Here is a 19,820-nt window from a genome sequence, read left to right as displayed (position 1 = left end):
CTATAGCTTTTTCTGTACGAAAAAGTTTTTTGAAAAAATTTTTGGGAAATGGTGTAGCAAGTGTAGCGAGTGTAGCGAGTGTTGTTTTCATTAAGAAATTCCCGCTACACTTGGCTACACTTGCTACACTTTGTGGCGAGCAAAACCGCTCGCGCGACCCTTTGCTTTGCGAAAAACAAAAATCCCACAGAAAACCTATAGGGGGCTTACCCCTATAAGCTGTCGATCAGCTTGCGGATATCATCCTCGCGCCAGACGGTCGTGTTCTCGCCGAGCTTGATGGGCTTTGGGTATTTGCCTTTGCTGACGCCATCCCACCAGGATGACTTGCTGATGGGGATGATCGGCTCCACAGGAGGGTCTGCTTTTGGATCGCCAAGGATCTGCTTCAGACGAAGAAGGCGCGGGATCTGTGGCTCCATCATCTTGCATCTCCTGTCTCATGTAGCTGGATGACCTTGCGATCTTTACCGGTGAGAAAGGCATCCCAGTCAGCCATCATCTGGCGGCGCTTGGTGAGCAGGTTGCCGCGACGGTAGGCGGCCTCGACCTTGCTGCCGATTGAATGCGCCAGCGCCATCTCTGACACCTCATTCGGATAGGCTGTGGTCTCGGCTGCCCAGTCCTTGAAGGCAGAGCGCATGCCATGGACGGTGGCGTCCACACCAAGGCGCTTCTGCAAAGCAAGCCTCAGCGTATTGTTCGACATCGCTTTGCCATTGAGTGAGGACGGGAAGATCAGGCCGTTATCGAGCTTAAGCTCTGCTGCAGCTTGCAGGATCTCTATCATCCGCTCTGTCAGCGGCACTTCATGGTCCCGACTTGCCTTCATCCGCTCTGCAGGGATCACCCAGAGCTTCTTATCAAGATCGATCTCGCTCCAATGCGCTTCCAGCACCTCTGTGGTCCTGGAAGCCGTCAGGATCAGAAACTCCAGCGCAAGCCTTGTGGCAAGGCTCACAGAGCTTGCCTGAAGCCGTGTAATGATCTCTGGCAGGTCGTCATAGCTTACGGACTTGAAGTGCGCTCCTGAGGCTTTGACCTTCGGGAGAGCTTGTTCTGCCAACTCAACTGGATCATCGCCGGTAAAGTAGCCCTGCGCCCGCGCCCATTTGATAATCATGCGAAGGCGCTGCCGGATCTTCTTGGCTGTATCAGCCTTCTCGATCCAGATCGGTGCCAGCACCTTCAACACATCGGCAGATGTGATCTGTGAGACAGGCATTGATCCGATAATGGGGAATACATGTATCTCCAGCGAGGAGAGCCACTGGCTGGCATGCTTATCATTGCCCCATGACGGCACATTAAGCTCATGCACCTGAACAGCAGCCTCACGGAAGGATATAAGTTGGCCTCGCAGCGCCTGGCGGTCTAGCAACGGATCACCGCCTGATCTGGCGATACGTCGATACTGCCGTGCCAGATCACGCGCTTCTTCAAGGCTAACGAGTTCGACACTGCCAAGGCCCATATCACGCCTGCGGCCTCGCACAACGATGCGAAGAAGCCAGCTTCTGGATCCCGATTCTGAGATGGTGAGGTAGAGGCAGTTGCCGTCAGCATAGCGCCCAGGCGAAGACAGCTTCTTCACCTGCATGGCATTTAGCTTGTGCGCTTTACCTGACAACCAATCCAACCCCACATTTGACCCCACATAATACTGTGGACAGGGCTGGATGCCAATGGGCTGGAAACATCTTTTATTTGCATATTATCCCATGAAAACAGATGTAAAAATGGGATTAACTAGGCTTAAAGATGACCTGATGTGAAGGAGTATGGCGGAGAGGGTGGGATTCGAACCCACGAAGGGCGCAAACCCTTGCCGGTTTTCAAGACCGGTGCATTCAACCGCTCTGCCACCTCTCCGTAAGCAAGCACATATCGGACTAATGGCCGGTCTGTCAACAAGCAGCTTTGTGCCGTCTCTTCGTGACAATGGCAACTGCATGACTTTTGGCAAAACTGTTTTCTCTTTATTGCTGCTTTGTTGTGTTGCCGCTTTATCTAGAGACCTGTTATTCATCGATTTCCAAATCTCTATGGCGCTGACGTCCATGGATCTGGATTCGCCATTTTTTCAGGAGTGAAGGGTGAAATCTGCATCTGTTTCCGTGGCGCTTTTTCATGTGACACGTTTTTCCGGCCTCTGTCTGATCGCATTGTCTTCGCTGGTGCTGACAAGCGTGGCGCAGGCCCAGAATTATGGCAATCGCACCGCCACCGTCGCCGTCGCGGAGGCGGGTGAGGACACTCTGTCCATCTTTACGGACGTCCAGGGGCGTGTCGCGGCAGGGCAGGTGACTGCCATCACCGCATCGGCAAACGCCGTTACAACACTTCAATCCCTCAGGATTGGCGACATGGTCAAGGCCGGCCAACTTGTCGCCACTCAGGATGACACCGATCTTCGCAACAGACTGGACCTTCTGACGGCACAGCGTATCGAGGGGGAGCTTCGATTGACAGAGGTTGAGCAGACTATTGCGGCCGACCGAAAGGTTCTGGAGCTGCAACGCTCGCAGCTGGTGCTGCTTGAGGGGAAGGCGGCGCGGGCGCAAACACTCGTGTCGCGTAACGCGCTGGCTCTGGATGCGGCGGAAACGGCGCAGAATGCGGTGATCACCGCAAAGCAGCAGATCGCGCAACGCGAAGCTGGCCTGACTGGCCGCGAATATCAACGCCAGCTGGCCGAGGCCGCGCTGGCGCGACTTGACGTGGAGATGGCCCAGGTCAGGTCTGACATAGGCGCGTCTAAAATCACCGCACCAACCGACGGACAGATCGTCTATCTTCACCCGGCACGGCGCGGATATCTTCGCGAGGGTGATGTGCTGATCCGGACGCGCGCGCCGGATGATTATGAAGTTGAGGCAGAAATTCCATTGGAATATCTGAGCTTTATAGAGCGAAGCAAATCCATAAAGGCAGCAGATTTCACAGGCCGCGACATTTCATTGTCAGCCCGCGTGGTTCTTCCCATACAGAATATCCGCACAGGAACGCAGACTGTCAGGTTCGATGTTACCGGCAAGTTGCCGGCATCGCTGCAGGCCGAAAACGCACCTGTTACGCTGAAAGTGCCGACAACGTCACCTTCGCCTGTTGTCACGGTGGCCAAGGACGCTGTGATCCCGATTACGGGTGGTCATGTCGTGTTCGTTGCGGCAGACGGTGTCGCGTTGCAGCGACGGGTGAAACTGGGCAATGCAGCCGGTGACGCCTTCATCGTTCTTGAGGGGCTGAAGCCCGGCGAACTGGTGGTAACGCGTGGCAATGAGGGCCTTGTCGATGGCCGCAAGATCAAGATTGGTGATCCCGAAAAGCGGGCGCAGGGGCCGAAGGGGGAGAAATGGACCCTGAACTGGACAACGCGGCGTGGGCCGGCATCCGGTGATCTGGTGCTTGGGAAACAGAAATCATTCTTCAATGATGAACCTGTCGAAGTCACCCGGGTTGGAGACGATATCAACTTCATTGGCAAGCTCGTGCTTCCCTTCGGTGTTGTTGATCTTGAATTCATTGGCACGATCAAAGGGGCCGAGATGTCGGGCACCGTAACACTCAGGGGCCTGCCCGGCGGACGTGAACCAACGCTGGACTTCACAGGCACCAGGGACGCCGGCTGATGGGCGGGGTCATAAAACTGGCGATTGAACGCCCGGTCGCGGTTCTTGCGCTGATCCTGCTGACCGTCCTGTTTGGTGTCGTGGCGCTTCGCAATATCCCGATCCAGATGAGCCCCGACATTGAAAAGCCAATCCTCGAAGTGCGGGTCGGGTGGCCCGGCGCCTCGCCAGAGGATGTTGACCGTGAAATCGTTGCAAGGCTGGAAGCTGAATTATCCGGGTTGAATGGTGTCGAGGAACTTGTCTCTTCATCGCGGCGAGGGCGGGCAGCTGTCACCCTGACCTACAGTGTAACGCAGGATATGGACAAGGCGCTTGTGCTGCTGCTCAGCAAATTGTCGGCGGTCACGGGCCTTCCTTCCGACGCGCGCACGCCCGAGGTCCGGACATCGAATTCCGATGACAGTCCGATTGCCCGTCTGGCCCTCGTTGGCAAGACAGGCGAGCCTGTCGACCTTGAAGGGTTGGGGAATTTTCTGGAAACCCAGATTGTTGGACCGCTTGGCCGGGTCAACGGCATTTCCGAAGTCACCTTCAATGGTGGTGGAACACGGGAAATGCGGGTCTTTATCGATCCGGAAAAACTGACGCAGTACAGGATTACCCTGACCGAGGTGATCGACGCGCTGAGAACATCGTCATCAATGATGAGTGTCGGCACCGTCACCGAGGGCAAACGGACCTATGCGGTGCGGACCGAGGCTGTCAACTACACCCCGGATGCGGCGGGACGTATCGTGTTGCGGACCGACACATCATCTTCGGGAACCCTGGTGCCGCTGCTGTTGTCGGACATCGCGACAATCAAATTGCAATCGGCGTCACGTTCAAGCTATCGGCGTCTGAATGGCGAAGAGGCGGTGATTATCAATGCCCTGCGTGCGCCGGGAGTGAATGTTGTTGAAACCATGGCGCGGCTCCGCACCGCCATTGACGAGTTGAACAGCTCTGTCCTTGATGCCAAGGGACTGTCATTGCGCGTCGTCTATGACGAGACGAAATATATCGCCTCGGCCATTGATCTGGTGCAACAGAATATCTGGGTTGGCGGCATGCTGGCGCTTGGTGTTCTGCTGCTGTTTCTTCGCAGCGCGCTGCCAACCATCATCGTGTTTGCGGCCATTCCGGTATCAGTGATTGGCACCTTCGTCGCCATCGCCGGCCTTGGCCTGTCGATCAACGTCATTTCGCTTGCCGGACTGGCCTTTGCCGTTGGCATGGTTGTCGACGCTTCTATCGTCTCGCTGGAAAATATCTTCCGCCTTCGCCAGCGTGGTCTGCCGGCCGATACCGCGGCCTATCATGGCGCGCGCCAGGTCTGGGCACCTATTCTGGGATCCGCCCTGACGACAGTGATTGTTTTCATACCGGTGTTGTTGCTGACATTGCCTGTCGGACAGCTGTTCCGGGACATCGGGATTGCCATCTCGGTGGCTGTTCTGATTTCCGTGATCGTTTCTGTTACAGTGATCCCGTCGCTTGCCGCGCGGTTGCTTCGCGGTTCTTCCGAAAAATACGCCAATCTGATCCGCATTCCCGGACTGGACCATCTTGCGGGCGGCTTTGCACGGCTGGTGGTCAGCTATGCACGACTGACAGTGCGACGTTCACTCATCGGACTGCTTGCCGTGGCCGTGCTTGTTGCCGGCGCGGCGGGTTTTGCCGCCAAATTCATGCCCCAGCTTGATTACCTTCCGGATGGAAACGCGAATTTCGTCTTTGGGCGGATTTTCACCCCGCCCGGCTATTCCATGGATGAAACCTTGCGGATCGCCGAAAAGATGGAAGGCGCGGCACGCCCCCTGTGGGAGAACGAGCCTGCCGCCGACGGCCCTCCGGCGATCGAACGGTTCTTCTTTGTGGCTTTTTCGGGCGGTGCCTTTGCCGGTGCCTCGGCACGCGACGCGACGCGGGTCAGCGAACTGCAGATGGTACTTATGCGGCCGATTTTCTCGGAACCTGGAACAGGTGCCTTTGTCCGCCAGTCATCGCTGTTTGGCCGGTCGGTCGGGGGATCACGTTCGATCCGCATAGATGTGGCCGGCCCGAGCCGCGATGCGGTGCTGCCAATTGCCTTTCGGGTCAATGAAAAGCTTGCCGAATTGTTCCCGCGCACCGAGGGAAGCCAGGTACGGGCACTGCCAAATCTGGACAATGGCGCGCCACAGATCAGGATCACCCCGGACCTTGCCGCGCTGGCGCGGGCCGGCGTGTCGGTTCGCGACGTGACATCCGCTGTCGATGTTTTCAATGACGGTGCGAATGTCATCCAGATTCCGATCGCCGGCGAATTGATCGACATGGTTGTGTCGGGACGTGATGCCAGCAAACTGACCGCCGCCCAGCTTGGTGACATTCCTATCATCACACGGGGTGGGGCGGTCTTGCGGCTTGGTCAGCTGGCGCTGATCGAAATCATCAGCGCGCCCGAGCAGATCCGCCGTATCGGTGGCAGCCAGGCCATTTCGCTGCAGCTTCGTCCAACAGACAAACTGTCTCTTGAGGAAGCGGTGGCTATCATTGAAAGCCAGGTCATCGATGAAATCCGGCCAGTGGCAGGTGAATCGGGCGTCACCATTTCGCTGAGCGGGGCGGCCAGTGCGCTCAACGCCACCTGGCAGGCGATGCAGGTGAATGTGGCCATCGCGCTGGCGGTGATCTTCCTGTTGCTGGTCGTGCTGCTCCGCAATTTCGTGCTGCCGTTGATCATTCTGCTTGCGGTACCGGTTGCCGGTGCCGGTGGCATCGCCGGGCTGGCGCTTCTCAATATCTATATCCGTCAACCTCTGGACATGCTGACAATGCTCGGTTTTGTCATCCTGACCGGCGTTGTGGTGAACAATGCCATCCTGATGATTGAACAGGCGATGCTTCACATACGCGAAGAGGGGATGGAGATTGCCGATGCCGTCGTCGAGGCGACACGCAACCGGGTCCGCCCGATTTTCATGTCCACGCTGACCTCGCTGTTCGGTCTGGTACCGCTGGTGATCTTCCCTGGCGCGGGGGCGGAACTCTATCGAGGCCTTGGCGTGGTGGTGTTTGGCGGGCTTGGTCTGTCGACCCTTGCAACGCTGATCATTGTCCCGCCTCTGCTGGCGCTGGCGCTGCGCAGTCCGCTGGCGCGCGGGGCTGGTGCCAAATCGACGTTGAACACTGATCTGGTGCAGGGCGGCTGACCACCGCCCGGCAACCAATTTTGATGTTGCGTCAATTTGCATTTTGCAGTCACCATCTCAGAACAGACAGGGTTCTGCGAGGGTTGCAGACATGCCAAAACATCACACAGCCCGACCCGGCGATTACATCGATTTTGACGCCTATCCGCTTGATGGCCGTGATCCGCATGGATATGCGGCGGTAATCCGGTCGGCCCGCGAACAGCTTGCCGCCGACGGGTGCTGCGTGTTGCCGGGCTTTATCCGGACAGAATCATTGCCGTCACTTGTCGCGGAAGCGGACTCGGTTGCCGGTCTCGCGCACCGGTCTTTCAATCGAACCAACGCCTATTTTTCCGAAGATGACCCCGACTTGCCGCTGGCCGATCCGCGCCGCCGTTTCTACGACCGGTCAAATGCGTTTGTGCCTGCTGACAGTTTCGGCACTGACAGCGGTCTTCGCGCGATCTATGAATATGCACCATTTCAGGCATTCATACGCGAGGCGCTGGCCGCCCCCCGTTTCTATCGTTATGCCGACCCGCTCGCCGATGTGATTATCAATGTTGTCGAAGAGGGACAGGGGTTTCCCTGGCATTTCGATACCAACAATTTCACCGTCACCCTGGCCATCCAGAATGGTGAGGCCGGAGGCATGTTCGAATATGCGCCCGGCCTTCGCAGCGCCGAGGATGAATGTTTCGATGCTGTTGCCGAAGTGCTTGATGATCAGTCTGATCGGGTGAAGTCGATCAATCTTGTTCCGGGTGATCTTCAGATCTTCAAAGGTCGCTATTCACTTCACCGCGTTACGCCGGTCACTGGCACAAGACGGCGCTATGTCGGGATTTTTTCCTTCGTGGAAACCGAGGGAATGGTCGGCAGCGTTGAACGAACAAAGCAGCTATATGGCCGGGTTCTGCCAATTCACCTTGAGCGGGCCGGCATGCGGGGTGACAGTCTGAAGGACTGAACCCGGTCAAACATGCCTGAGTGCGGGAAATTGCTGTGGGTAGCGGCATTTCGATTCTTGCCAGAGATAGCGGTTGCGCGCTACTGTTACCACAAGATGATGTGTTCCATTTCCGGAGCACATAGACGGCCGCGTTGCCAGGCGGGGGTATTTTGTTTCACTCATTTTCAAATGCTGGTCTGTTGACTGGATCCGCAGTGCGCCGCTTTTTGCGATGGCCGCTATTGTTGCTTGCAGGTTTGGTGTTCTGGACCTCGAGCCAGTCCCTTGCTGCCACACAGTCGTTTGACGATTGGCTGGTTGAGCTTCGTGCCGAAGCGCGCAGTATTGGCATATCCGAACAAACGCTTGATGCTGCATTGGCAGGGGCCCAGCCGCTGCCGCGGGTGATTGAACTGGATCGCAACCAACCCGAATTCTCGCTGACCTTGGCCGAATATATGGACAGGTTTGTCAGCCCGTGGCGTCGCAAGACGGCTGCCAGAATGCTTGTCGAACATGCTGACATTCTCGACCGGCTGGAAAAGAAATACGGTGTGCAGAAACGCTATATCGTCACCTTCTGGGGCATGGAGACAAGCTTTGGCAAATATCTCGGCAGTTTCAACATTCCGCATTCGCTTGCCACATTGGCGCATGACGGGCGTCGCAGCGCCTATTTCCGCAAGGAATTGCTGAACGCACTGCGGATCATCGAACAGGGTCATATCAAGGCAGAAGACATGAAGGGGTCGTGGGCCGGCGCAATGGGGCAGAGCCAGTTCATGCCGTCCAGCTTCCTGAATTTTGCCGAGGACTGGAATGGCGACGGGCGGCGTGACATCTGGGCCACAACCGAGGATGTGTTCGCCTCGACCGCCAATTATCTCGCCAAGGCAGGATGGCGTGACGACATGACCTGGGGGCGCGAGGTCCGTATCCCGTCCAATCTTGTTATTGGCGGCAAGGGCGCGACAAAGCTGTTCGAGGACAAGACCCGTTACAAGCTTCCTGTCTGGCAGAAGGCCGGCGTTCGCAGCGCCGACGGGTCCGATCTGCCTGCGCGGCCGCTTTCGGCGCGGCTTGTTATGCCCGAGGGTGTCGGCGGGCCGGCCTATCTCGTCTACAGCAACTATGAATCGATTCTTCGCTGGAACCGCTCCAACTACTATGCGCTGGCGATCGGAACTCTTTCCGATACCCTGCGCTAGGGAGATATCGGATGTGGCGGGCAGTTGCTGACTGGATGCGGATTGTCACCGTACTGGGCATCGCCGGTATCGGGCTTGCCGGATGCACAACGGCCGAGCTTGCCATCGACATGGTCAAGAAATCCCAGAAAGAGAAAAGGGTGGTCAAGCAGACCGAGGAACTGGCTGCCGGCACCGTTGTCGCGCAGCCGAGATACAAGGTCGGTGAGCCGTATAATGTCGGCGGAGTCTGGTATTATCCCGCCCGCGACCTTGCCTATGACGAGACGGGGATCGGGTCCTGGTATGGTGATGAATTCGCCGGCAAGCTGACCGCCAACGGGGAAATATTCGATCCGCAGAAAATCACCGCGGCCCACAAGACCCTGCCGATGCCAAGCGTTGTCCGTGTGACAAATCTGGATAATGGCAGATCGCTTGTCGTCAGAGTGAATGACCGGGGACCGTTTGTTCCCGGCAGGATCATCGATCTGTCGCGTGAGTCAGCCAGATTGCTTGGTTTCAAGGATCAGGGGCTGGCAAAGGTACGGGTCAAGCTTCTGGCTGAACAGAGCCTCCGTCTTGAAGACCTCGCCAAACAGGGCAAGTTTCCCCAGGTCGACGGAAAGCCGGACACCCCGATGCCGGAATTCAATGCTGTCGGCGCCTCGGATGTGACCTTTTCCGCGACATCGAACAGTGGCCGGTCCAACTATAATGCCGAGGACGGCCAGTCGGCCATTGACCTGCTGTCAAACGCCCATGTTGGCGAAGTGATAAATGTGCCGCCAATCGAAACCAGTATCTGGGTTCAGGTTGGCGCCTTCCATTCCGAAACGAACGCCGTCAACGTGCTGAACCGCATCGAAACAGTCAGTGCCGGTCAGGTGTCGCGGATCAATCTTGATGGCCAGGTGCTGCACCGAGTCAGGCTGGGCCCGGTGAACGAGGTTGACGAGGCTGACAGACTGTTGTCGGCGGTGTTTGATCTGGGGTTCAAGGGTGCCAGGATCATTGTCGACTGAGCCGACATTTTTGTGCCGTTTTTTGTCGTTAGCACAGCCATAGTTAGGGTTCTGGCAGAAAGGAAAGTCCAGTGAAATGTTTGCGTGTGGTCCTTGCCGCAGTCATGTCATGCTGGCTGGTACAGTCGGTTGGTGCAGCGGAAATCGACACCTCTGCTGAATATGCGTTCGTGACCGATTTCGGGTCAGGCAAGGTGTTGATGGAAAGAAACCCCGACGCACTGATGAAGCCTGCCTCGATGGCAAAGATCATGACGGTCTATATCGCCTTTCAGCGCATTGCTGACGGCTCATTGTCGCTGGACGATACATTTCTGATTTCAACCAAAGCCTGGCGCAAGGGCGGCTCGAAAACATTTATCGAGGTTGGAAAGCAGGTGGCTGTTCGCGATCTTCTTTACGGTATTGTCGTGCAATCGGGCAATGATGCCGCGATCGCCGTGGCCGAGGGAATTTCCGGAACAGAGGACGGCTTTGCCGAGGAAATGAACTATGTCGCAAAGCGCCTTGGGATGGAGAATACAACCTTTCGCAATTCCACCGGCTGGCCTGATCCCGAGCAATTCACCACCGCGCGGGACCTGAATATTCTTGCTACGGCGATGATCCGGGATTTTCCGCTCGATACCTACCCCGAACTCTATTCGATGTTTGCGCAAAAGGACTTTACCTATAACGGCATCAAGCAGGGCAACAGGAATCCTCTTGTCTATGGTACGCAAGGCGCAGACGGGCTGAAAACCGGTCATACCGAGGAATCGGGCTATGGTCTTGTCGGATCGGCGATCCGTGACGGGCAGCGGGTGGTCATGGTTCTGAACGGTCTGGAGAGCATGAAGCAGCGGTCTTCGGAGTCCCGCCGTCTAATGGATCTGATGTTTCGCGAATTCAAACTCTATCGATTTTTTGATGCTGGCGAGCCTGTGGACCAGGCCAATATCTGGCTTGGCAAGGCACCGAAGCTCGATCTTGTGCTGAAAGAGCCGCTTCATCTTGTCCTGTCTCGAACCGACCGGCGCCGGATGAAGATGTCGGTCCAGTGGAACGATCCGGTGCCAGCGCCAATCAAGGCCGGCCAGTCGATTGGGACGCTGTTCCTGGAACTGCCCGAAGAAAAGCTTGTCTATCCCCTGGTTGCGGCCAGCGACGTGGGTCAGCTTGGAATGTTTGACAGGGTTGGCGAGGCGCTGAAATATCTGATTTTCGGAGCTGGCGCCGATTCAGTCCAGCTTCAGTAGTCAGGTCTGATGGGCGGTTTCTTTATCACCTTTGAAGGCGGCGAGGGGAGTGGAAAGACCACGCAGATACAGTTGCTTGCGCAGCATCTTGCGGAACGTCTCGATGCCGACACCCCCCTCCTTACGAGGGAGCCGGGCGGTACTGAGTCAGCAGAATCCATAAGGCAGCTGCTGGTCACGGGAAGTGCCGATCGGTGGCGGGCCGCGACCGAGGCGATGCTGATGTCGGCGTCGCGTCATGAACATGTCGTTCACGTTCTGCGGCCTGCGCTCGCCGATGGCAGGATTGTCATCTGCGACCGGTACAATGATTCGACACGGGTGTATCAAGGGGTCGTCGGTGGTGTGCCGCGCCGGGATATCGAGGCACTCAATCGGCTTGCCTGCGGCGATCTGGTTCCCGATCTGACAATTTTGCTGGATATGGATGTTGAAGAGGGGCTTCGCCGCGCCGGTGCGCGTGAGACAGACGAGTCACGCTTTGAAAGCAAGGGGTCCGATTTTCACCATCAGGTGCGCCAGGGATTTCTGGAACTGGCCGCTCAGGAACCCAACAGATTTGTTGTGGTTGATGCGGCGCGTGATGTTGAAGTGGTCGCCGCAGATATCATCGAGGCTGTCACGCCGCGCCTTGCCGTTGCAGGAATTTCCTGACATGCCGCAAGGGTCACCGGCATGAATGATGCGTCGCTGCTGATACCGGATGGGGATATTCTGGGGCATGCGGCCTTTACCGATGCGCTGTCACAATCCATGGCCAGTGGGCGCGTCGCGCATGGCTGGCTGCTGACGGGGCCACAGGGTATTGGAAAATCGATTATGGCGGCGATGGCCGCAGCCTGGCTGCTGAGCGAGAACAGACCGCAGGGTTCGGGTTCTTTCGCTTTTGACCGTGGTGATCCGGGGGCCAATCTGGTGATCCGGGGGTCGCATCCAGATCTGATGTTTGTTCGTCCACAGACCGAGGACAACAAATCAGGTCAGATCAAGATCGATCAGATACGCAAACTTTCCAGCTTCATGGCAACCAAGCCTGGCCGGGGTGGGTGGCGTGTTGCAGTCATTGATTCTATGGATGCCGTAAATCGCAATGGTGCCAATGCGTTGCTGAAACTTCTTGAGGAACCGCCTGAGCGTGCAATGGTCATTCTCGTGGCCTCAAAGCCTGGCCGTCTGCCACCGACAATCAGGTCGCGTTGCCGGCTTGTCAGACTGGCACCGCTGGATATCGGTTCCTGTCAGAGCATTCTTGCCGCCACGCTGGATGAAGAGGAGAGTGACCGGCTGGCAGCGCTGTCACACCTTGCGGAAGGCGCGCCGGGCAGGGGGGTGGCGTTGGCGGAAAGCCAGTCCGACGATCTGTATCGTGCGACTTGCTCGCTGATGGCACAGCCTCACCTTGACGAAGCTGCGCTGGCAACCCTGTGCGACAAATGGGGGCGGGGTGGCGCAGCCGGACAGGCAGCGCGCGACGGGGCGATCTGGCTTGTTGGCAGATTGCTTCGCCTTGCCGCATTAAAGGCCGGCAATGGTGTAACGGGGCCACAATGTGATTTTGAAACACCCGCCATCACGCGTCTGGCAGCGGGGCACACCGCCGCCGACCTTGCCGAAGCCCATTCCAAATTTCTGCATAGCGCCTCGATGATGGACGGCCTGTATCTGGATTTTGGTCATTTCCTGAGCCGTGAACTGATCGCAATTCACCGGAAATCCTTGCCCTGAAACGGCTATAGCGCTACATCCTGCAAGGCGGGCCGACAGGACGGCACGGCCATTTTACAGGTATTCAGGACAATCGGAATGACCGGTTCAGACAGCAGGCGCTTTTACGTAACGACGCCTATCTATTATGTGAATGACAAGCCGCATATCGGCCATGCCTACACCACGCTTGCCTGCGATGTACTGGCAAGGTTCAAGAGGCTGGACGGCTTTGATGTCATGTTCCTCACCGGTACTGACGAACATGGCCAGAAGGTTGAAAAGGCGGCGCATGACAATTCTGTCACACCGCAGGCATTCACAGACAGCGTCAGCCAGAATTTCCGCGATCTGACCGCGCGGATGAATTACTCCAATGACGATTTTATCCGGACCACCGAAGCCCGCCACAAGGCGGCCTGTCAGAAATTATGGACAATGCTTCTGGACCGCGGCCATATCAAGCTGGGAAGCTATGCTGGCTGGTATGCGGTGCGGGACGAGGCTTTCTACACCGAGACCGAAATTGTTGACGGCAAGGCGCCGACAGGGGCACCTGTCGAATGGGTTGAGGAGCCGTCATATTTCTTCAACCTGTCCGAATGGCAACAGCCGCTTCTGGAATTTTACGAGGCCAACCCGGACTTTGTCGGCCCTGCCTCGCGATTCAATGAAGTCAAAAGCTTTGTCAAAGGGGGGCTGCGTGATCTGTCTGTAAGCCGCGCCAGTTTTTCATGGGGCGTGCCGGTGCCGAATGATGATGCGCATGTGATGTATGTCTGGCTCGATGCGCTGACAAACTATATTACCGCAACTGGCTGGCCTACCGATGGGGCGTATGGTGATTCCGACCGCCATGCCAAATTCTGGCCCGCCGACCTGCACATGGTTGGCAAGGACATTCTGCGGTTTCACGCTGTGTACTGGCCGGCCTTTCTGATGGCGGCCGGTCTGCCGTTGCCGAGGCGTGTGTTTGCGCATGGCTGGTGGACGAATGAAGGCGAGAAGATTTCAAAATCGCTTGGCAATGTGATTGATCCGAACGAGCTTGCAGCAGAATTCGGGTTGGATCAGACGCGCTATTTCCTGATGCGCGAGGTGCCGTTCGGCAATGACGGCGACTTTTCCCGTCGTGCCATGATCCACCGGATGAATGGCGATCTTGCCAATGATCTTGGCAATCTGTCCCAGCGCGTTCTGTCGATGATCTTCAAGAACTGCGATGGGGTGATGCCCGGGCTTCCCGCCGCGCCGCAGGATCCGGATAAAACCCTGCTTGCGGCAACGGACTCTCTGATCGACGAGGTGCGTTCGCAGATGGACAGGCAGGCCTTCCATGAGGCCTTGCGGGCAATCTGGCAGGTGGTTTCCGATGCCAACCGCTATGTAGACGCGATGGCACCCTGGGGCCTTAAAAAGACAGACCCAGACAGGATGGGCGAGGTATTGGCGGTGCTGGCGGAAACAATCCGACAGGTGGCGATCCTTGTGCAACCGGTGATGCCCGATTCTGCCGGTCGCATTCTTGATCAACTTGGCATTGCGCCCGACGCCCGTGATTTCACGGTCATTGGCGGCGCTGGGCGTCTGCATGGTGGCACCAGTATCACCAAACCGGAACCTGTATTTCCACGCTATGTGGAAGACGAATCCGGGCAGGGCGACTGATGATCATCGACAGTCATGCACATCTGGACTATCCGCAGCTTGCCGATGACCTGCCGGCGGTGCTGGCCCGCGCCAATGAGGCGGGCGTCGACCGTGTCATTACAATCGGGGTGAAGCTGAGTACAGCTGACCGGCCGCGCCGTATTGCCGAGACCTATGACAATGTCTGGTTCAGTGCCGGGATCCATCCGCACGAAGCTGGAAATGAAGCGCAGGCCTGTGATGTCGACGCTATTCTGGCCGCTGCCGATCATCCGCGCTGTGTCGCCATCGGCGAGGCGGGGCTTGATTATCATTATGACTACGCGCCACGCGACAGGCAGGCGGCAAGCTTCCGGGCCCAGATCACGGCGGCGCGCGCGCTTGGGCTGCCAATCATCGTCCATGCGCGTGAAGCTGACGACGATATTGCCGATATCATCGAGGACGAGATGGCAAAAGGGGCCTTTACCGGCGTTCTGCATTGTTTCAGTTCAGGTGCCGAGCTGGCGCGCCGGGCCCTTGACGTCGGGTTCTATGTCAGTTTTTCCGGAATTCTGACGTTCAAATCCGCCGAAATCATCCAGCAGGTGGCCCGCACCGCACCGGAAGACAGGATACTCGTTGAAACCGACGCGCCGTTTCTGGCGCCAGTGCCAATGCGGGGAAAACCTAACGAGCCTGCTTATACAAGCCACACCCTTGCCAAACTGGCGGATCTTCGCGGAACATCGGTTGATGATATGACAAGCCGGACACGCGCCAACACGCTGCGGCTGTTCTCGCGCATGGAGGCATCATGAAGGTTACTCTTCTGGGGTGCGGCACATCCGTCGGCGTGCCGGCACTTGGTCATGCCGGCTGGGGTCGTTGCGATCCCAACGACCCGCGAAACCGCCGGCAGCGCTGTGCTGTTCTTGTCCAGACCGAGGAAACCACCATCCTTGTTGATGCCGGTCCGGATATCAGACAGCAGCTGTTACCCGCCGGTCTGAAGAAAATCGACGCGGTACTGATCACCCATACCCATTCGGATCATATTGCCGGTCTGGATGATTTGCGTGCCTATTACTGGCCAGACCGCATTGACCTTGAGGTTCATGCCACGAAATTCCACGGTGACTTCATTCGCGCGCGGTATCCGTATCTGTTCGAAAAACAGCCGGAGTCGCCAAGCTATTTTGTTCCACCGATGAAAATTGTTGAAATCGAGCCAGGTCAACGCCTGACATTCAACGACATTGCCGTCGATGTTTTCCGACAGGATCACGGTACGACCGAATCTCTGGGCTTCATGTTCAATGATCTGTTTGCCTATTCGACGGATGTTGTCAGGCTGGATGACGAGGTTCTGGATCAGATCGCCGGTGTCCCGTTATGGATTGTCGAAGCGCTGCGTGAAACACCGCATCAGTCACACAGCCATTACGAGCAGACTTTCGACTGGATCAAGCGGGTCAAACCGGACAGGGCGGTGCTGACGCATCTTGGCCTTGATGCCGATTACGCGACGCTGGCGGCATTGTGCCCGCCGCGGACAGAGCCAGGCATAGATGGTATGGTGTTTGATCTGTAACATCGTAATTACAAGGGATTATCGGAAATTCCTGCACAAAACGGTTAATTCAGGCTACCATCATTATTTTCCATAATATACATTATGCGACATTTAGATTGGTTGCATCCAGATCCTCTGTAATCCGGCCTCCTATGGCAATCTGACCAACCTGACCAAACTGAGCAAAGCTCATCCCCCTTTATCACCGCAGGTTATCATTTCGCCGGATGGTACTGCCTCCACCGGAATGATCCTGATCCGTGTAGGCCGATCACAGGCGCTGGTTTCCTGCTTTGATCTTTCAGTCACACACAGTATAAAGTGTGAACACGCTTGGGGTGCCTGCGCCGATACGGTCAGGCTGAGAAAAACCCATAGAACCTGAACCAGGTCATGCTGGCGGAGGAAAGCGAATACAGGACGGGTGTCTTCCCTGTCGATCCTGAAATTCCCTTCCTTACCGTTCGATATGGCTGACGCGGCCGCATTGGAGGTAACATGCGCACTATTCTTGGAACTGTCATGGCGGCGATCGCTATGGCGATGACAACCGTTCCCGCACAGGCGACCGATACGCCGGTGCTGACGATCTATACCTATGATTCCTTTGCCTCGGAATGGGGCCCGGGACCGGCCATTAAAGAAGCTTTTGAGGTCGACTGCAGCTGTGAAGTCCAGTTTGTCGCGCTGGACAGCTCCATTGGCATTCTGGGGCGGGTACAGCTTGAAGGGCCTTCATCCAAGGCCGATCTGGTCCTGGGCCTTGATACCAGCCTTATGGAAACCGCCCGCAACACAGGTCTGTTTGCCCCGCATGGCGTTCAGCTTGCCGGGCGCACCACCCTTCCCGTTGCGTTTGACGATGATCATTTTGTGCCGCTTGACTGGGGCTATTTTGCGTTCATCTATAACAGCGAGGAAATGGCGAACCCGCCGACATCACTGCAGGCGCTTGTCGATGCTCCGGACACTATGAGGATTGTCATTCAGGACCCCCGCACATCCACCCCCGGGCTTGGCCTGTTGCTGTGGGTTCGCTCGGTCTATGGCGATGAAGCTGGCGATGCGTGGGCTGGGCTGGCACCGAAAATCATCACTGTCACCAAGGGTTGGTGGGATGCCTATTCAATGTTTCTTGAGGGCGAGGCCGATATGGTTCTGTCCTATTCGACGTCTCCCGCCTATCACATCGTCGCCGAGGAAATCGATAAATACAAGGCAGCCGCCTTTGACGAAGGCCATTACATGCAGGTTGAGGTGGCAGCCATGCTGAAGAACGCGCCGCAGCCTGATCTGGCCCGCCGGTTCATGGATTTCATCCTGGCTCCAGACTTTCAGTCGGTGATTCCGACAACCAACTGGATGTATCCTGCCGGCAAGGCCGACCTGCCGGACGCCTTTGCCGGGCTGATCCAGCCCGGTGAATCGCGGCTCTATTCACCTCAAGAGGTTGCACAGAACAAATCTGTCTGGGTTGACGAGTGGCAACGCGCGCTCAGCCAATAGCCGACTGGCGACGCCCCGGACCGATATCGCCCCTTGGTCTGGGGATTGCCACGGGGCTGCTTGCGCTTGCTGCGGCGGCCATCGGCGCGTTGATATCCGTTGCCGGGCGTGGATCGACCGGGACAGGCGCTGATATCGTCCACGTCGCCATGTTCACGGCCATGCAGGCATGCCTGTCCGCCCTGCTCTCGCTGGCGCTCGGCCTGCCGGTGGCCCGCGCCTGCTGGCGACGCGCATCAAGCTGGCGCGCGGCATGGCTGGTGCCGTTTTCATTTCTTCCTGTTGTCATGCCGACGACGGTTGCTGCAGCCGGGCTCATTGCTGTTTGGGGGCAGCGCGGCTTTGTCTCTGAAGGGCTGACTTTTCTTGGCCTTGACGGTCTGCCGCCAATCTATGGTCTTGGGGCGGTGCTTCTGGCACATGTGTTTTTCAACGCACCCTTGATGCTGCGGGTACTATACGGAGCGCTGGCCAGCATACCGGCGGCGCAATGGCGGCTGTCGGCGCAATGGGGACTGTCCGAATGGGATCGGTTTCGCCTTGTTGAATGGCCAGTCTTGCGGCCGGTGATCCCGGGATTGCTGGCTTTGGTATTTCTGCTGTGCTTTACCTCGTTCTCGCTGATTCTGATGCTTGGCGGCGGACCCGCCGTAACGACGCTGGAGGTCAATATATACACGGCCCTGCGGTTTGATTTTGATATGGCGCTGGCTGGCAAACTGGCACTTGTCCAGCTTGTGATCTGTGGTCTGGTTGTCATCATGCTGACACGTCTGACCGGCCGATCATGGGCCGCAACACCGCGGTCTGTCAGCGCGGCACTCGAACAGAGTGGCGAGGCAACGTGGCGTTGCCGGATAACGGATGGGGGTGCGCTTGCGCTGTTTGTGATCATCACGATGCTGCCTGTCATCGCCATTCTGGCGCGCGGAGCCGGGCCGCATCTTTTCACGGTAACAAGCTGGCCTGCCTTCCACCAATCTGCCATCACCTCTGTTCTCATTGCCATTGCATCGGGGAGCGTGGCCACGGGACTTGCGCTGGTTCTGGCCAGTGCGCGAACCCGTCGCACCGCTGCCGCTCTATCAGTCTGGCCACTTGATCTGTCGATATCACTTTATCTGTCCGTGTCGGCGATCGTGCTTGGAACAGGTCTGTTCATCCTGCTGCGGTCGGTTGCGGATGTCTTCGTGCTTGCTCCCTTGCTGGTGATGCTTGGCAACATGTTGATCGCCCTTCCCTTCGCCTATCGGATTCTGACAGGTCGTCTTGCCGCTCTTGCCGCGACGCATGACAGGTTGTGCGCCGGGCTTGGGCTTCGTGGCTGGCGACGGTTGCGTCTGGTGACCCTTCCTGCGATCACGCAGGAACTTGGTTTCGCGGCTGGCCTGTCAGCAGCGCTGTCACTTGGTGACATGACGATTGTTGCGCTGTTTGGCAGCCAGCAGTTCCAGACCCTGCCATGGCTTTTGTATCAGACGATGGCACGCTATCGTGCCGGCGAGGCTGCAGCTCTGTCTTTGTGGCTTCTTGGCCTTACATTCCTGCTGTTCCTGGCATTCACACTGGCGGCCAGAATATTGAGGAGACGTCGTCATGCTTGAAGTGGACAAAGTGGCCTTTGAACGTGCAGGAGGTCTGAAATTTTTCTACGACTTTTCACTGAAGGCTTGCGACATCCTGGCTGTTCAGGGACCATCCGGAGTGGGCAAAACCACCCTTCTCGATCTGATTGCCGGATTTGAAACTGTCGCCAGCGGCAGATGTACCTGGAACGGTATGGACTTTTCGTCGCTGCCACCATGGGAACGCCCGGTTACCACAGTTTTTCAATCGGACAACCTGTTTGTTCATCTGTCCTGCCACGAAAATGTAACCGTGGCGCTTGAAGGCAGTGGGGTAACGCCGACGCAGGTGGACGAAGCCTTTATGAGGCTCGACATAGATGGTCTGCAGGATCGTCTGCCGGAAGACATTTCAGGAGGACAGCAACAGCGTGTGGCGCTTGTCCGGGCATTGCTTCGCGACCGTCCAATCCTGCTTCTTGATGAAAGTTTCAGCGCTCTTGACTGGCCAACCCGGCAGGGATGTTTTGACGCGCTCCGGGAAATCGCCACAGCGCGCCGGATGGCGGTTGTCGTTGTCAGCCATGATGACCGTGACGCGGCCTATCTTGGCTGTGATGTGCTGAAACTCGCCACCTAGCCCCA

At 57.2% G+C, this 19,820-nt stretch carries 16 protein-coding genes, 1 tRNA gene and 1 riboswitch; of the genes, 14 read left to right on the top strand and 3 right to left on the bottom strand.

Features of this window, described 5'->3' with window-relative positions:
• Positions 1–212: 212 nt before the first annotated feature.
• The 3 genes from AB3X55_02865 to AB3X55_02855 all read right to left on the bottom strand — a co-directional run bounded on the left by AB3X55_02865 (position 213) and on the right by AB3X55_02855 (position 1,872).
• On the bottom strand, positions 213–425 hold the full coding sequence (locus AB3X55_02865) for a helix-turn-helix transcriptional regulator (protein ID MEX0502518.1): 213 nt from the start codon (positions 423–425) through the stop codon (positions 213–215).
• Complete coding sequence (locus AB3X55_02860) at positions 422–1,600, bottom strand: tyrosine-type recombinase/integrase (protein MEX0502517.1); 1,179 nt, start codon at positions 1,598–1,600, stop codon at positions 422–424. Before AB3X55_02860 ends, AB3X55_02865 begins: the two co-directional genes overlap by 4 nt.
• Before the next feature lie 182 nt (positions 1,601–1,782).
• Positions 1,783–1,872, bottom strand: a tRNA-Ser gene (locus tag AB3X55_02855).
• A 224-nt stretch (positions 1,873–2,096) separates the two neighbouring features.
• On the opposite strand from AB3X55_02855, the gene AB3X55_02850 reads away from it, so the two are divergent.
• The 14 genes from AB3X55_02850 (at position 2,097) to AB3X55_02785 (ending at position 19,815) form a co-directional block, all read left to right on the top strand.
• Entirely contained in the window at positions 2,097–3,632 is a 1,536-nt protein-coding gene (locus AB3X55_02850; GenBank protein MEX0502516.1) for an efflux RND transporter periplasmic adaptor subunit, read from the top strand.
• Positions 3,632–6,811, top strand: coding sequence for an efflux RND transporter permease subunit (locus AB3X55_02845; GenBank protein ID MEX0502515.1), 3,180 nt, complete (start codon positions 3,632–3,634; stop codon positions 6,809–6,811). Before AB3X55_02850 ends, AB3X55_02845 begins: the two co-directional genes overlap by 1 nt.
• A gap of 91 nt (positions 6,812–6,902) precedes the next feature.
• A complete protein-coding gene (locus AB3X55_02840; GenBank protein ID MEX0502514.1) occupies positions 6,903–7,763 on the top strand; it encodes a hypothetical protein in 861 nt (286 codons plus the stop codon).
• Between the two features lie 242 nt (positions 7,764–8,005).
• Positions 8,006–8,953 (top strand): lytic transglycosylase domain-containing protein, encoded by a 948-nt coding sequence (locus AB3X55_02835; protein MEX0502513.1) that lies wholly within the window; start codon positions 8,006–8,008, stop codon positions 8,951–8,953.
• An 11-nt stretch (positions 8,954–8,964) separates the two neighbouring features.
• On the top strand, positions 8,965–9,957 hold the full coding sequence (locus AB3X55_02830; GenBank protein ID MEX0502512.1) for a septal ring lytic transglycosylase RlpA family protein: 993 nt from the start codon (positions 8,965–8,967) through the stop codon (positions 9,955–9,957).
• A gap of 71 nt (positions 9,958–10,028) precedes the next feature.
• Complete coding sequence (locus AB3X55_02825; GenBank protein MEX0502511.1) at positions 10,029–11,195, top strand: D-alanyl-D-alanine carboxypeptidase family protein; 1,167 nt, start codon at positions 10,029–10,031, stop codon at positions 11,193–11,195.
• 6 nt (positions 11,196–11,201) lie between these two features.
• Positions 11,202–11,849, top strand: a complete 648-nt coding sequence (gene tmk, locus AB3X55_02820; protein ID MEX0502510.1) for a dTMP kinase — start codon at positions 11,202–11,204, stop codon at positions 11,847–11,849.
• 21 nt (positions 11,850–11,870) lie between these two features.
• Complete coding sequence (locus tag AB3X55_02815) at positions 11,871–12,920, top strand: DNA polymerase III subunit delta' (protein MEX0502509.1); 1,050 nt, start codon at positions 11,871–11,873, stop codon at positions 12,918–12,920.
• Between the two features lie 72 nt (positions 12,921–12,992).
• A complete protein-coding gene (gene metG, locus AB3X55_02810) occupies positions 12,993–14,567 on the top strand; it encodes a methionine--tRNA ligase (GenBank protein ID MEX0502508.1) in 1,575 nt (524 codons plus the stop codon).
• Positions 14,567–15,349 carry a TatD family hydrolase gene (locus AB3X55_02805; GenBank protein ID MEX0502507.1) on the top strand — a complete coding sequence of 261 codons (783 nt, stop codon included), beginning with the start codon at positions 14,567–14,569 and terminating at the stop codon, positions 15,347–15,349. Before metG ends, AB3X55_02805 begins: the two co-directional genes overlap by 1 nt.
• Positions 15,346–16,122: an MBL fold metallo-hydrolase gene (locus AB3X55_02800; GenBank protein MEX0502506.1), complete on the top strand. Its 777-nt coding sequence runs from the start codon at positions 15,346–15,348 to the stop codon at positions 16,120–16,122. The genes AB3X55_02805 and AB3X55_02800 overlap by 4 nt, the downstream gene beginning before the upstream one ends.
• A gap of 306 nt (positions 16,123–16,428) precedes the next feature.
• A riboswitch (TPP riboswitch) is annotated at positions 16,429–16,529 on the top strand.
• Between the two features lie 73 nt (positions 16,530–16,602).
• Positions 16,603–17,610, top strand: a complete 1,008-nt coding sequence (thiB, locus tag AB3X55_02795; GenBank protein ID MEX0502505.1) for a thiamine ABC transporter substrate binding subunit — start codon at positions 16,603–16,605, stop codon at positions 17,608–17,610.
• Complete coding sequence (locus AB3X55_02790; GenBank protein ID MEX0502504.1) at positions 17,586–19,214, top strand: ABC transporter permease subunit; 1,629 nt, start codon at positions 17,586–17,588, stop codon at positions 19,212–19,214. Before thiB ends, AB3X55_02790 begins: the two co-directional genes overlap by 25 nt.
• Complete coding sequence (locus AB3X55_02785) at positions 19,207–19,815, top strand: ATP-binding cassette domain-containing protein (GenBank protein ID MEX0502503.1); 609 nt, start codon at positions 19,207–19,209, stop codon at positions 19,813–19,815. Before AB3X55_02790 ends, AB3X55_02785 begins: the two co-directional genes overlap by 8 nt.
• Positions 19,816–19,820: the final 5 nt, after the last annotated feature.

This window comes from Alphaproteobacteria bacterium LSUCC0719, assembly GCA_040839025.1.
Lineage (GTDB): Bacteria > Pseudomonadota > Alphaproteobacteria > Puniceispirillales > Puniceispirillaceae > UBA8309.
Note: the sequence above shows the minus strand (reverse complement) of the source record. Positions and strands in the feature narration are given on the sequence as shown.